This window comes from Sphingopyxis sp. P8 (genome assembly GCF_020622175.1).
Lineage (GTDB): Bacteria > Pseudomonadota > Alphaproteobacteria > Sphingomonadales > Sphingomonadaceae > Sphingopyxis > Sphingopyxis jiangsuensis.
In genome coordinates this window covers 84,301-98,190 of the sequence record NZ_JACNMK010000001.1, presented here as the reverse complement: position 1 = coordinate 98,190, position 13,890 = coordinate 84,301, and the positions used below count along the sequence as shown (strand labels likewise).

Here is a 13,890-nt window from a genome sequence, read left to right as displayed (position 1 = left end):
TGACCCTAGCGCGAACGCCTCGATCCCTAGGTCAGCAACTTGAACAGGGCTGCGCCAAATGAGCGATGCGGCCCCTGGTCGAAAAACGCCACTTCAAGGCTCTGCTCGATGAAGAGCGCGGGCGCCACAAAGAGCCATGCGGCCCGAACAGATTGTTCGGCGATCGCCCGCCGGCCACGCCCTTCCGAACTTCGGCGCTGCATGCTCCCGGACCTCATATTTGCGAAAAGAGCCCCGCCATCGCTGGCGGAGCTCTTCCAGGCCGCACACAGCACAACGCTGTCGAGGACCCTTGCCCTGTCGCTCGGGGTCGCGGCGAGCGGCAGGAATCGGATGGTGTCCCCACGCTCATCCTTGTTGGCGGGCGAGACTGCGAGAGCCTTAACCCTTGGCAAGCCGATGCTTATTTGGATTGCGCGGGCCGTTCATCCCCCTCAAGGGGGATGGTCAGCCGAGCACAGGAGCGAGAAGCCGCATCAGCTCGGCCTCGCCGTCGACCGCACATTTAAGGTAAATCTGCTTGATCTGCCCACGCAGCGTTTCGGGCGTCACTCCCCGCTCGTCCGCGATTTGCGTGCGCGGCTTTCCCTCGAACAGGCGCACGGCAATGTCGGCTTCCGCGGGACTGAGCCGATAGATTGCGGACAGATAGAGCGCGACGCCCGACCGATCGCGCTTGGGGCCGCTCGCGACGAGAATGGCGTGGGGCAATTTGCCGAGCGACCAGTCGCGCCGCGGCAAGCGGAATCCTTCGATGATGACGGCGGGACGGTTGCGCCGGACCGGCAAGCTCGTCCGCACATGATCAAACCCGTCATCGACAATGAGCGCCTGCACCGCCTGGCCAAGCGTCAACGGTGCTCCCGCCGCATCGATCGACGCCCCGGCGAGCCGGACGTCGCCCGATTTCAATAGAGATTCCGCCCCCGACGTATGGGCAAGCAGGTGCCCGCGCGCATCGACGATAAACGCGCTGACATTGATCGCATCGAACGCCCCGGCCATCAGCTTTGCCTGCTCACCCTCGATCTTTTCCTGCAGGCGAACGGCGCGGCGCGCTGCTGTGGCGCCCGACGCGAACCGCCTGCGCTGGTCCGCGGTCGTGCGGCCGTCCTTGCGGTTGCGCAGGGTCGCGAGACCGATGACGCCGAATTTGTCGATGACCAGGTTCGTCTGGCACCCGAACGGGATGCCGATTTCCTCGCACCATTCGACATATTCGAGTGAAGCGAGGCCGGGCATCACGGCGTCGTAATGATCCTCGTGCAGCACCGGGTCATAATAGCCGCGTTCGACATGCCGGTTCGAAGCGGCAACGCGGAAATTCTGCGTTTCCGCGCCCCAGCCTTGCTCGGCAAAATGTTCGACCAGCCCGGGTGCGAAATTTGTCACGAGGTTGAACGGAATTTCACGGGCGCCGCCGACGCCGATCAACTGGCCGTGGCTCGATCCGGTATGCCGCGCCAGCGCGTCGAGCGCGTCGAGCCATGTCTCGGGCTGCAACGCAGCCTGCATGAAAATCTCGTCCCAATCCGGTTCGGCACGCCGCCCCATCGCCCCCGCCAGCAAAGCCCGCCGGGCATGATCCCCCGACTGAATTGGTTCTATCGCCGAAGTTTCTAAATTTGCTAGCAAAACGCGACGAACCGATGTCCGCCGGATAGGATCTGGCCAATCCGGCACCCCTGGGGCGCCGCGATTGCCATTCGAACCGTTTCAATCGCGGAAGCGCGAAGCCTTCCTTACGCCGGCTTCCAGCTTTTGCGTTCTTCGGCCTGTTTGAGCACCTCGAACGCCGCCTGTCCCGTCGCGAAGCGTTTCGCCGCCTCCTCGTCGCCGGGTTTGACGTCGGGGTGGCATTCCTTGGCATAGGCGCGCCACGCCTTTTTGGTCGCGTCGAAATCGGCGTCGGGGTCGAGCCCCAGCACTTCGAGCGCGCGCATTTCGTCGGCGCTGCGGCTGCCGTCACCCGCGCCGCCCCAGCTATAATGCTGTGCGCGGGCATAGCTGCGCGCACCGCGTGCTTCCTCGGCAGCGCGTTCGGCGGCGTCTTCGGCCGACAGTCCCGCAAAATAATCCCAACCGCGGTTATACTCGGCGGCATGCGCTTCGCAAAAATACCAGCGTTCAGGACTGTTTGGCGATTTGGGCGCGGGACATTTGCCCGGCGCCTCGCAGCCGTGCCGGTCGCAGAGACGCACGCGCTGCGCCTCACGCGACGCGCCATAGGCGCGCCAGCGGGGAAAGCCCCAGTCGTCGGATCTCTTCGCACGGCTCATCGCGTCGATGTAGCGAGTGGCGCCGCAGATTGCTAGCCGTGCCTAGGCCTTGGGCGCGTAGCCGAACGCCTTTTCGGCCAGTTTCACCACTGCGGGGTCGCGTTCGGGCGGCGTCATCGGCACCGCGGCCTCGAGCACTTCGGCCACATGGGTGAGCGCAGCGATCCGCGCCGCCTTCTTGTTGTTGCCGTCGATCACCTTCCACGGCGCCCAGCGCGTATCCGTCTGCTCGAACATATCTGCGAGCGCGATCATATAGGCCTTGCGCTTTGCCCTGTTGCGAAAATCCTCGGTCCCCGTCTTCCAGCGCTTCCACGGCTTGTCGAGCCGGTCGGCAAAGCGCTTGTCCTGTTCGTCCTGCGTGACATGAACGAACAGCTTGACGAGGTTGGTGTTGCTCCCGGTCAGCTGCGCCTCGAACTCGTTGATCTCGTCATAGCCCTTGCGCCACTCGGCCTCGCTGGCGAACCCCTCGACGCGTTCGACGAGGACGCGGCCGTACCAGCTGCGATCGAAGATCGATATTTCGCGGTTGCCGGGAAGCCGCTTCCAGAAGCGCCACAGAAAATGGCGTGCTTTTTCCTCGTCGCTCGGCGCACCGATCGGCCATACTTCGAAATAGCGCGGGTCGAGCAGCGCGGTCATCCGCTTGATGATCCCACCCTTCCCCGCGGCGTCCCAGCCTTCGAGCATGATGACGCTGCGCTGTGCGTGGGTGATATGCGCGGCCTGCACGCGTTCGAGCCGCTCCTGCAGCGTCTTCAGTGCTTCGCCGTAATTGCCGTCAAGTTTCGCGCCGGACTCATAGTCGGCGAGATCGATCGTCATCGCAAAACCCCTCGCGTGAACGCCGCTGCTACCACAGCGGCGCCCGCGAGGCGAAGCGGCAAAGGGGGCGAAGCTGTCCCGTTTGGGAACGGAATCGCGCGCGCGATCAGCTCTTGGGGCCGTCAACGATCCGGATGCCGAGTTCTTTCAGCTGCTTGTCGCTGACCGGCGCCGGCGCGCCCATCATCAGGTCTTCGGCCTTCTGGTTCATCGGGAAGACCACGACCTCGCGAATATTGGGCTCGTCGGCGAGCAGCATCACGATGCGATCGACGCCCGGTGCCGATCCGCCGTGCGGCGGCGCGCCGAACTTGAACGCGTTGATCATGCCGCTGAAATTCGCATCGACCTCGGCCTGCGAATAGCCCGCAATCTCGAACGCCTTGTACATGATATCGGGGCGATGGTTCCGGATCGCGCCCGACGACAGTTCGACGCCGTTACAGACGATGTCATATTGCCAGGCGAGGATGTCGAGCGGGTCTTTGGTCTGGAGCGCTTCCAGCTCGCCCTGCGGCATCGAAAAGGGGTTGTGGCTGAAATCGATCTTGCCGGTGTCCTCGTCGGCCTCGAACATCGGGAAGTCGACGATCCAGCACATTTCGAACTTGTTTTCGTCGATCAGCTCAAGCTGTTCGGCAACGCGCGTGCGCGCCAGACCCGCCAGCTTCGCCGCGACCGCTTCCTTGCCCGCGGCAAAGAACAGCCCGTCATCGGGGCCGAGACCGAGTTCGGCGGCAAGCGCGTCCATCTTCTCCGGGCCGTGGTTCTTGGCGATCGGGCCGCCCCACTCGCCGCCCTTGCGCGTCGCATAGCCGAGGCCCGCAAAGCCTTCGCCTTGCGCCCAGCTGTTCATTTCGTCGAAGAATTTGCGGCTCTTTTCGGCAGTACCCGGCGCGGGAACCGCGCGCACGACGTCGCCCGCCGCTACGATGTCGGCGAAGCGGCCGAAGCCCGACCCTTCGAAATGCGCCGACACGTCGCTGATGATCAGCGGGTTGCGAAGGTCGGGCTTGTCGTTGCCATATTTCAGCATCGATTCGCGGTACGGAATGCGCGGGAAGCTGCCGGCAGGCGTCACCGACTTGCCGTTCGCAAATTCCTCGAACACGCCCGCGAGCACCGGTTCGATGGCGTTGAAGACGTCATCCTGCGTAACGAAACTCATCTCGAAATCGAGCTGATAGAATTCGCCGGGCGAACGATCGGCGCGCGCGTCTTCATCGCGGAAGCAGGGCGCGATCTGGAAATAACGGTCGAAACCCGCGACCATCAGCAGCTGCTTGAACATCTGCGGCGCCTGCGGCAGCGCATAGAATTTGCCGGGATGGACGCGGCTGGGCACCAGATAGTCGCGCGCGCCCTCGGGCGACGAGGCGGTCAGGATCGGCGTTTGATATTCGGTGAAGCCCTGTTCGACCATGCGGCGGCGCAAGGACGCGATGACGTTCGAGCGCAGGAGGATATTGCGGTGGAGTCGCTCGCGGCGCAGGTCGAGGAAGCGGTATTTCAGGCGGATATCCTCGGGATACTCCTGTTCGCCCGCGACCGGCAGCGGCAGTTCGGCCGCCGCCGACTGCACCGAAACCTCGCACGCGCGCACCTCGATCTCGCCGGTCGGAAGGTTCGCATTGACCGTCTCGGCCGAACGCGCGACGACCTCGCCGGTGATCGTCACCACGCTCTCGGCGCGCAGGCCGTCGAGCGTCGCGAACGCGGCATCGCTCGAGTCCGCCACAATCTGCGTCAGCCCATAATGGTCGCGCAGGTCGACGAAGAGCAGCCCGCCATGATCGCGCTTGCGATGCACCCAGCCCGACACGCGGACCGTCTGTCCGACATCCTGGCTGCGAAGCTGGCCGCAATGATGGGTGCGATAGGCGTGCATTTCGATGGTCTTTCAGTGGTTGGGGGAAATCACGCGATATGTGATTTATGGCCGCGCCTAAGGCAGGGCGGCGCGCCATTTGTCAAGGGCAGAGGCGCATTTCAGCAAGTCAGGCCGAGTCCGTCGAGCACGTCGCTCGCAAACAGGCGGCGGTGGGCCGGATCGGGGATCAGCCGGTCGCGCGCCGCGCACCAGCGGCTGAAACCCTCGCCATAATCGCTCTCGACCCGCGCGGCGTCGAGATTGCAGCTCTTGGCCCAGTGGCGCGTGAAGGCGATCCCTTCGGCATCGAGCCGTTCGACGACGCGCGCATAGGCATCGGCGGTGCGCTGGCTGCGCGGACCGTCGAAATCTATCACCGCATTGTGCGCAAAACGCGCAGGGGCGAGCAGTCCTTGCGCCCGCTCCATGAAGCGCAAGGTAACAACGGTGGAGCCGCCGTGGCGCGCATACACGCCGCAAATCTGCTCGAACACATAGGCAAGATCGGCGCGGTCGATCGTCACCGAAGCGTTGAACAGGTCGGCGAGCGGGCGATGCGTGTCGAGTCCCTCGCCCCAGCTTCCGTACACCGGCGGGTCTTGAACATCGGGACCGCCCGCATAGCCGAGCTTCATTGCGAATTGCAGCAGCCAGCCGCGCGCCCACGGATAATCGTCGAGCAGCCGCCCGAGCAGGCTCAGCGCGTCATATCCGGCGCCTAGCTCGCCGGGCGTCGCTCGCGGGTAATCGTCGCGCCATGGCTCGCGATAGAGGAAGCGCAGCATCGCCGGCCGCTTGAACGGCTTGTAGGGGTTGACGATCATCTGGACGAAATCGGGGTCGCGGTCGAGCGCATAGGCCGCCGAAAAGCGGCGAAACTCTCCCGCGGAAAGCCAGTTCAGCGCGCGCCGGTCGACCCGGCGCAAGTTCTGGATCGGGCGGACGAGGAACCGCGGCACGCTCGATACGACGAGCGCGGTGACGACCCCGAGCGCGCCGACCGGCAGTTGCGCCGCCGCGAAAAGCGCATCGTCGCGGACCGCTTGCGATCCGGTGGCCGCAATGAATTCATCGCTCATCACGCCCGCTGTCGGCTCGACCCATTGCGCGCCTGCCGGTGTGACGATCTGGATCGCGCGGATATGGTCCTGGATACCGCCGTGCGCGACCATCGAACCATGGGTGCCGGTGGCGGCGGCTCCGGCAAAGGTCTGGCCGTTTCCCGCTCCGCTCGTCCACAAGGATCGCCCCTGCGCCTCCAGCTTGTCCGACACCTCGTCGACGAGCGCGCCCGCCTCGACGAGCATCAGCGACGCGGCATCGACGCCGGGACGCACATCGTCCCCGGCAATCCGGAAGCACCGGTTGAAGCGCCGCGTGTGCAGCAGCCAGCAATGCGACGCGATATTGATGTTCGATGGCGACCACCCTGCCCCCAATGGCCGGACATGCCGTCCCGCCGCCTGCGCCGCCGCCAGCCACTCGCGCACTTCACGAGCGGCAGCGGCCAGTTCGTCGCGCCCGCGCTCGGCATCGACGCTCCGCAAGGCAAAGCGCGTCGCCGCCTCGCAGGTGCCTGTGCCGTGATAGTTGGTCCAGCGCCCTTCGCGCCCCAGTTGCACGATCGGCATCAGGCGACCCCGAGCGGCTGGACCCCGGCATGCGCGCGCCACGCGACGGTCACAGGCCGAAGATACCCCAACGTCGCGATGGCGACGAGCATTTGCCGCCGCGTCGCAAAGACGCGCAGATCGCAGAGCCCGTGGTCGGCTTCGGGCGTGACGAAGGGCAGCCGCGCCGCGCTTGCGAAACCCCAGCCCTTCAGGGTTACGACCATCCGTTCCTCGTCGAGCGGGCGCGGGTTGGCGATCGAGACGAAAATGTCGGCCTGTCCGGTCAGATACTGGCCGTACAGCGCGAACAGCAGCAGGGCGCACAGCCCCCAGCCCATCCACATCATCATGTTACCCCCTCATGTTACCCAGTCCGGTTGATCCGGTTCGCGACCCGAAGAGAGAGTGGTATTTTTTCGTGCCTGTCTTCGCCAACTAGCTGTATAGGCGCGTTATGCAAGTCCATCCGTTGATCGAGTCCAGTGCGGCGCTCCAGCAATTCGTAGCTTTGATAAAAGACAGCGATTTCATCGCCGTCGACACCGAATTCATGCGCGAAAACACCTTCTGGCCCGAGCTGTGTCTGATCCAGGTGGCGAACAGCGACCATGCCGCCGCAATCGACCCGATGGCGCCGGGGATCGAACTGAAGCCGCTGCTCGACCTGCTTGTCGACAATGAAGAGGTATTGAAGGTCTTCCATGCCGGCGGTCAGGATGTCGAAATCATCTATAATCTGACCGGCAAGACGCCCCACCCCATCTTCGACACGCAGATCGGCCAGATGGCGCTCGGCCAGGCTGAGCAGGTCGGCTATTCGAACCTTGTCGAGGCGTGGCTCGGCATCGCGCTCGACAAGGGCGCGCGTTTTACCGATTGGAGCCGGCGACCGCTCGACAAGCGCCAGATCGACTATGCGATCGGCGACGTCACCCACCTCGCCAAGATTTTCCCGATGATGCTCAAAAAGCTCGTCAAGACGGGCCGCGGCCACTGGCTCGACGAGGAAATGGAGAAACTCGCCGATCCCGCCAATTACAATCTCGATCCCGACAGGGCGTGGCAGCGCATCAAGATACCCTCGCGCAAGCCCGACGTTCTGGGACGTTTGAAGGCGCTGGCCGCATGGCGCGAGCGCGAGGCGCGCAACAAGAATCTGCCGCGCGGTCGCATCGTCAAGGACGAAACGCTCGCCGACCTCGCTGCGCATCCCCCGAAGGACCAGGACGGGCTTGGCCGCGTCCGCGGATTGTCGGCGACCTGGAAATCGAACGACATCGGCGCGCGGCTGATCGAAGCGCTCACCGGCGCGCAGCCGCTTTCCAAGGAGGATATGCCCGACCGCGCGCCACGCGGTCCCGGCCTCGGCAAGGAGGGCGCGCTCGTCGCCGACCTGCTCAAGTTGCTCCTCAAGATACGTTCGCGCGAACTCAATGTCGCCGCGCGCCTCATCGCGCGCAGCGACGACCTCGAAGCGCTTGCGGCGGGACGCCGCGACGGGATCGCGATGATGCAAGGCTGGCGCTATGACGTGTTCGGCCACGCCGCGCTCGACCTTGTCGAAGGGCGCGTCGGCTTTGCCGTCAAGCATGGCAAGATGGTAATGAGCGAGATCGAGCCCTCGGTCGCCGCCGACCCGACCTAGGGCCCTGACCCTAGAGCAGTTTCAGCTCGCCTTTCATGTCGAGCGCCTGCGCTAGCGAACGCAGGCGCCGTTCGACCGATTCGCCCGCCAGATGGTGCCAGCCGGGATTGAGGCGGAGCGTCAGATTGCCGTCCTCGATCGCGACCGCGCTGGCCTTGAGCGGCGCCTCGATCCCGCCGGTCAGCCGCTGCGCGAGGCGGATCGCGAGCCCCCATTGCCGCGCCCGCGCCAGCCGTTCGGCGCTCACGAGACTGTCCATCATCGGAAAATCGGAATCGGCCCCGCCAAACCCGGCATGGAGCGCGCGCGCGAGCAATATGCGGCCCGGAATGTCGATGCTGCGCCAGTTGCCGTGCAGACCGATTTCGGTCCCGCGCTCGGCGCGGAAATCGGGGTTCGCCGACCATGCGACGTCGCTCAGCAGGCTCGCCGCGAGCCGGATGCGGCTGTCGGCGACGTCCTCGTCGGCGAACAGCGGCGCGATCCAGTTTGCGATCGCGCGTCCATGCGGAGCAAAGCGCGCGAGCCGTTTCCCCTCGAACTCGGCGGCCACGATCAGCGGATCCTGCGCGCGCATGTCGTCGTCGAGCGCCTGGTAAAGCAGCCCCTCGCGCAGCCCCGACGACGACACCGTCATTTCGGGCACGTCGATGATGTTGGCGAGCGCGGCGAGCAGCGCCGCCGCGTCGGGCAAGGTCGCGGCGCGGTTCGACGCCATGCCCGGAATCGCTTTCAATTCCTCATAGCTCAGCCGCTTGGTCGCGCGCACGAGCCGGCGCAGCGCCCCGCGCGGCAAGCGATGCTGGTCGAGCACGGGAAGCGGGTCGCGCGTCAGTTCGAGGTCGAGGCGTGCGAGCGCGCGCCATGATCCGCCGACGAGATACAGCGGAACGCCGGTCAGGCCGCCCGGCCAACCCTCGGCTTTCAGCATCTTGCGCACCGCGCGTTCGAATTCGGGCTGTCCGTTCTTGCGGAGCGGCGGCAAGCGAAGGACGCCAAGCGGAAACGATGCGCAGCGGCCCACCTTGCCGTTCGACACTTCGGCGAGTTCGAGGCTTCCGCCACCAAGGTCGACCGCAATACCGTGCGCGTCGGGAATCGCCGACAGCACGCCGCAGCCCGCTGCCTCGGCCTCTTCTGCACCCGACAGCAGGCGGATGGCGAGGCCCGCCGCCGCGGCGCCCGCCACGAAATCGGGACCGTTGGTCGCGTCGCGCACCGCTGCGGTCGCGACGCATTGCAGATCGGTGACCTCCATGTTGCGCGCGAGCAGCGCATATCGGCGCAGCGCGACCAGTCCGCGCTCGGCATCGGCATCGGCGATGCGGCCGTCGATCGACAGCCCGCGGCCAAGCCCTGCCGCGACCTTTTCGTTGAAGATCACCGCGGGCGCGCGCGCGGGTCCCTCATAGACGACAAGGCGAACCGAGTTCGAACCGATGTCGATGACCGCCGATCGGCGCACCGCCTGCCGTGATGAACGCCCCCCTGGCAAAAAATCACCCCTCGCGATTGGTAAAGGCAAGCGTCGGAACATCCTGCCGCTTGTGCAGCGCCGTTCCGCGGCCCGACAGCGATGGGTTGTTCATGAAATAATGGTGCAGGTTGAACGGCTTGTCGCCCGGCGTCAGCCGCACGAAAGTGCCATCGGGCTGCAGCACCCAGCTTTGTTCATTGTCGATCAGATTGGCGACGAGCACCTGGTCGAGAATCTGGTCGTGCACCGTCGGATTCTCGATCGGGATCATATATTCGACGCGGCGGTCGAAATTGCGCGGCATCCAGTCGGCGCTCGAAATATAGACTTTGGCGCGCTGATGCGGCAGCGGCGCGCCATTGGCGAACACCCACACGCGGCTGTGCTCCAGAAAGCGGCCGACGACCGACTTCACGCGGATCGTCTCCGACAGGCCGGGAACGCCGGGGCGCAGGCAACAGATGCCGCGCACGATCAATTCGATCGGCACGCCGACACGGCTCGCCTCGTATAATTTGTCGATGATGTCGGGGTCGACGAGGCTGTTCATCTTCGCCCACACCCCCGACGGCTGGCCCGCCCTGGCGGCAGCGATTTCGGCGTCGATCAGCTCGGACAGATGATGCCGCATATTGAGCGGCGACATGGTGATAAGCTCCAGCCGCTCGGGCTCGACATAGCCGGTGATATAGTTGAACAATTGCGCCGCATCGCGCCCTGCGCGCGGGTCGGCGGTGAAAAAGCTGAGGTCGGTGTAAATGCGCGCGGTGACCGGGTGGTAATTGCCCGTGCCGAAGTGACAATAGGTGCGATACCCCTGCCCTTCGCGACGCACGACCATCGAAATCTTTGCGTGCGTCTTCCACTCGATAAAGCCGTAAACGACCTGCACGCCCGCGCGTTCGAGCTGGTTTGCCCACAGGAGATTCTGTTCTTCGTCAAAACGCGCCTTCAGCTCGACGACCGCGGTCACCGACTTGCCCGCCTCGGCTGCCTCGATCAGCGCGCGAATGACCGGCGACTGGTTGCCCGCGCGATAGAGCGTCTGCTTGATCGCCACGACATCGGGGTCCGCAGCCGCTTGGCGCAGGAAGGAGAGGACGACGTCGAAGCTCTCATAAGGATGGTGGACAAGGATGTCCTTGCTGCGGATCGCCGCGAAACAGTCGCCGCCATGCTCGCGGATGCGCTCGGGAAAGCGCGGCGAATAGGCAGGGAATTTCAGGTCGGGCCGGTCGACGTCAACGAGCGAGGACAGCGCGGCAAGCCCCACGAACCCGCCGATCTTGGCGACGATCGCTTCATGGCCCTGAATATCGGCGTTCAGCACTTCGGCGATTTCGGCCGACATATCGGCCTCGAGCTCGAGCAGGATAACGCGCCCGCGGCGGCGGCGGCGGATCGCGGTACGGAACAATCGCACCAGATCCTCGGCCTCTTCCTCCAGCTCGATATCGCTGTCGCGGATGATGCGGAATACGCCGAGCGAGCGGCTCACAAATCCCGGAAACAACTGATCGCCGAAAATCTCGATCAGATATTCGATGGGGACAAACGCCGTCGCTTCGCCCGGAACCGGAACGAAGCGCGGCAGCGACGCCGGAATCATCACCAGCTCGCGCACCGTCTCGCCGTTCGACTTGCGCTGGAGGTCGAAAATCACCCCGAGCCCGCGGTTGGGGATGAAGGGGAACGGGTGCGCGGGGTCGAGCACCTGCGGCGTCAGGATCGGGAAAATCTGTTCGTTGAAATATTGGCTCAGCGCGGCGCGCAACCTGGCCGCGTCCGAACCTGCGCCGTGGACGACGATGCCCTGCTCGGCGAGCTGTTTGTGCAGCCGTTGCCATTCGCTCTGCTGCTGGTCGACGAGCCGGTTCACCTCTGCCTCGATTTCGGCAAGCTGTTGACCCGGCGAGCGCCCGTCGGCGGACGGATCGTCGATTCCCTGGAGCTGCTGCCCCTTGAGCCCCGCGACGCGCACCATGAAGAATTCGTCGAGATTGCTTCCCGAAATCGACAGGAACCGCAACCGTTCGAGCAACGGATGCGCCGGGTTTCGCGCTTCCTCCATCACCCGCCGGTTGAACGCCAGCCAGCTCAGCTCGCGGTTGAAAAAGCGGTCGGGACCGAAGGACGGCGCCGCGGTGTCGGCGTCGAAATCGGCGAGTATCGAGGGGCGGGTCAACGACATGGGGGCACATCCTGCCTTTCGAGGAGATCGGGATCGATCAGCCCCTGTGACAATAATGTTTCACGCGTAAGTCGAATGCCGACGCGGCGCCCCTGCTCGAGCGATGCCGCGTCGAGCGCCGCGACGATCCGGTGGATCATGGAATAGCTGCGTTCCATGCGTGGCACTATATAGGCTGCAACCTCGGGCGCCAGCGCCATCCCGCGCTGCGCGAACAGCGCCTCGATGAGGTCGCGTGCTAGGCAATCGTCGGGTTCGGCTATCGTCAACACCGGCACCGCGCGCAGCCGCGACGCGAGATCGGGCAGCTCGACATGCCATTCGGACGGCGGCGCATCGGCGATGATCAGCAACGGTGAGCCCGACGCCTGCGCGCTGTTCCAGGCATGGAACATTTCCTCTTCGCTGACGCTGTCGTGCCCGTCGATGACGCGTCCGCCGGTGTCGCGCGCGAACAGGCGACCGATCAGGCTGCGCCCCGACCCGCGCGGCCCCGTCAGCACTGCGGTCCGCACCGGCCAGGTCGACACGTGGCGCAAATATCGCACGGCGTCGGCGTTGCTCGTCCCGACGACCAGCGGCGCGTCGTTCGAACCGCCTGCGCTCCAATCGAGCGGCAAGGCGATCTGGCTGGTCGGCGCGCGCGCCATCAGCGGCTGATCCGCAGTTGCCCGCCGCCTTCCTGCACGGTGAAGCCCCGCGCCGCGAGCGCGGCGCGCAACGCGTTGATGTCGCCGCGGAAGGTGACGCGCATCACCGACGTCCCGCCGAGCGCAAGGCTCGTCGTCGACGCCGACTGCACGCCCGCGACACCCGCGACGGCCCGCTCCGTCGCGGTCACCGACTCGACGTCGGGCGAGCTATATTGGACGGTGAAGCTCTGCACGCCGTTGGCCGGCGCGACGGGAACGCTCGCGTCGGTCTCGACGGGCAATTCGTCGCCATCGCCGGTCACCTCCTCGGGCAGATCCTCGACCTCGACGGGCTTTTCGAGCACCAGATAGGCGTCGGTCTTGAGGATGCCCGCGGTCAGCGCGTCGGTATAGATGGCGTCCATCCGCGCGACCGCCTTTTCCATCATGTCGGGAAGCGCGGCGGGGCTCGGGCCGGTCATCGTGAAGCTCGAAATCAGCTTGTTGTCGGGCCCGAATCGCGCGCTGAAGCGGCCGGTGATCGGTCCGCCCGGATAGGCATATTCGATGCGCGCGACGGGCATCAGCACGTCGGCGGCGCCATATTGATCGAGGATCACGCGCCACCACACGCGCCCGCGCCGACCGGTCTGCCCGGCGTTGAGGAGCAATGTGTCCGCGCCCGTTCCCGCTGTGCGAACATAATCGATCGCGCTTTGCCCCGTATTATATTCGGCCCAGGCGCGCTGCCATTCGCTGCGCTGTTCGAACACCTGCGGAATGCCGTCGATCGAATAGACGGGGATGACGAGCAGCGGCGGCGAACGCAGCGTGCGCCCGCTGACCCCCAAAATCTGTCCGGCGCGCACGCGGTCGAACTGGACGCCGAGCGTCGCGACATAGCGGCGCGGCCCGATCTGCTCATGCTCGGTAACGATTGCGGTGACGATCCCGTCGAGCACCGAATCGGACAGCGCCGGACCGTCGGAGCCGTGAACGCGGCGATAGAGCTGCGCCCACCCCTTGCGCTGCGCCTCGCGCCAGCCCTTTTCGCGCGCGTCGTCGGCATTGTCGCCGGTGACGTCGACCCTGATCCCGCTCGCCAGATAATCGCCGCTGCTGTTGATCGGGGTGATCCCGCGGTCGCCGCGGGCGATCTGTCCTTCGACGACACCGACGAGCAGAATGGCGAAAAGCAGCGCAGCCAGCGCGGTCCAGCGCGCGCCATGACGGGCCATCGCCTCGCGGAATATCGGGCTGGCAGAGCGGGGAAAGACGGCCGAATTCATATCTTCTCTTTGCTTTGCCCCCGAACCCGCCCGAAAGGCAAGTGCGCGGGCAAGGAAATCATGGCA

The 13,890-nt window shown here is 65.3% G+C and carries 12 protein-coding genes; 1 reads left to right on the top strand and 11 read right to left on the bottom strand.

What is annotated here, in order from left to right; genetic code table 11:
- Nucleotides 1-26: 26 nt before the first annotated feature.
- The 7 genes from H7692_RS00440 to H7692_RS00410 all read right to left on the bottom strand — a co-directional run bounded on the left by H7692_RS00440 (nt 27) and on the right by H7692_RS00410 (nt 6,940).
- Nucleotides 27-203, bottom strand: a complete 177-nt coding sequence (locus H7692_RS00440) for a hypothetical protein (RefSeq protein WP_222136296.1) — start codon at nt 201-203, stop codon at nt 27-29.
- A gap of 244 nt (nt 204-447) precedes the next feature.
- The gene (locus tag H7692_RS00435) at nt 448-1,554 is read right to left on the bottom strand and encodes a helix-turn-helix transcriptional regulator (protein ID WP_222136297.1); all 1,107 of its coding nucleotides are present in this window, start codon (nt 1,552-1,554) and stop codon (nt 448-450) included.
- A gap of 188 nt (nt 1,555-1,742) precedes the next feature.
- Nucleotides 1,743-2,279 carry a J domain-containing protein gene (locus tag H7692_RS00430; protein WP_201924866.1) on the bottom strand — a complete coding sequence of 179 codons (537 nt, stop codon included), beginning with the start codon at nt 2,277-2,279 and terminating at the stop codon, nt 1,743-1,745.
- A gap of 42 nt (nt 2,280-2,321) precedes the next feature.
- A complete protein-coding gene (locus H7692_RS00425) occupies nt 2,322-3,107 on the bottom strand; it encodes a polyphosphate kinase 2 family protein (RefSeq protein ID WP_222136298.1) in 786 nt (261 codons plus the stop codon).
- 106 nt (nt 3,108-3,213) lie between these two features.
- Nucleotides 3,214-4,995, bottom strand: a complete 1,782-nt coding sequence (aspS, locus tag H7692_RS00420; RefSeq protein ID WP_227339590.1) for an aspartate--tRNA ligase — start codon at nt 4,993-4,995, stop codon at nt 3,214-3,216.
- A 101-nt stretch (nt 4,996-5,096) separates the two neighbouring features.
- Nucleotides 5,097-6,608, bottom strand: coding sequence for an FAD-binding protein (locus tag H7692_RS00415; protein WP_227339588.1), 1,512 nt, complete (start codon nt 6,606-6,608; stop codon nt 5,097-5,099).
- Complete coding sequence (locus H7692_RS00410; RefSeq protein ID WP_201924854.1) at nt 6,608-6,940, bottom strand: hypothetical protein; 333 nt, start codon at nt 6,938-6,940, stop codon at nt 6,608-6,610. The genes H7692_RS00415 and H7692_RS00410 overlap by 1 nt, the downstream gene beginning before the upstream one ends.
- A gap of 104 nt (nt 6,941-7,044) precedes the next feature.
- Between H7692_RS00410 and rnd the strand changes: the two genes are divergently transcribed.
- The gene (gene rnd / locus H7692_RS00405; RefSeq protein WP_227339587.1) at nt 7,045-8,235 is read left to right on the top strand and encodes a ribonuclease D; all 1,191 of its coding nucleotides are present in this window, start codon (nt 7,045-7,047) and stop codon (nt 8,233-8,235) included.
- A gap of 10 nt (nt 8,236-8,245) precedes the next feature.
- Here rnd and H7692_RS00400 read toward each other — a convergent pair whose 3' ends face one another.
- The 4 genes from H7692_RS00400 to H7692_RS00385 are packed head-to-tail and all read right to left on the bottom strand — an operon-like array spanning nt 8,246 to nt 13,773.
- The gene (locus tag H7692_RS00400) at nt 8,246-9,772 is read right to left on the bottom strand and encodes a Ppx/GppA family phosphatase (RefSeq protein ID WP_201924850.1); all 1,527 of its coding nucleotides are present in this window, start codon (nt 9,770-9,772) and stop codon (nt 8,246-8,248) included.
- The gene (locus H7692_RS00395; RefSeq protein ID WP_227339583.1) at nt 9,735-11,903 is read right to left on the bottom strand and encodes an RNA degradosome polyphosphate kinase; all 2,169 of its coding nucleotides are present in this window, start codon (nt 11,901-11,903) and stop codon (nt 9,735-9,737) included. Before H7692_RS00395 ends, H7692_RS00400 begins: the two co-directional genes overlap by 38 nt.
- Nucleotides 11,894-12,553, bottom strand: a complete 660-nt coding sequence (locus H7692_RS00390) for an HdaA/DnaA family protein (protein ID WP_227339581.1) — start codon at nt 12,551-12,553, stop codon at nt 11,894-11,896. The genes H7692_RS00395 and H7692_RS00390 overlap by 10 nt, the downstream gene beginning before the upstream one ends.
- Nucleotides 12,553-13,773 carry a heavy-metal-associated domain-containing protein gene (locus H7692_RS00385; RefSeq protein WP_227339579.1) on the bottom strand — a complete coding sequence of 407 codons (1,221 nt, stop codon included), beginning with the start codon at nt 13,771-13,773 and terminating at the stop codon, nt 12,553-12,555. The genes H7692_RS00390 and H7692_RS00385 overlap by 1 nt, the downstream gene beginning before the upstream one ends.
- Between the last annotated feature and the right edge of the window lie 117 nt (nt 13,774-13,890).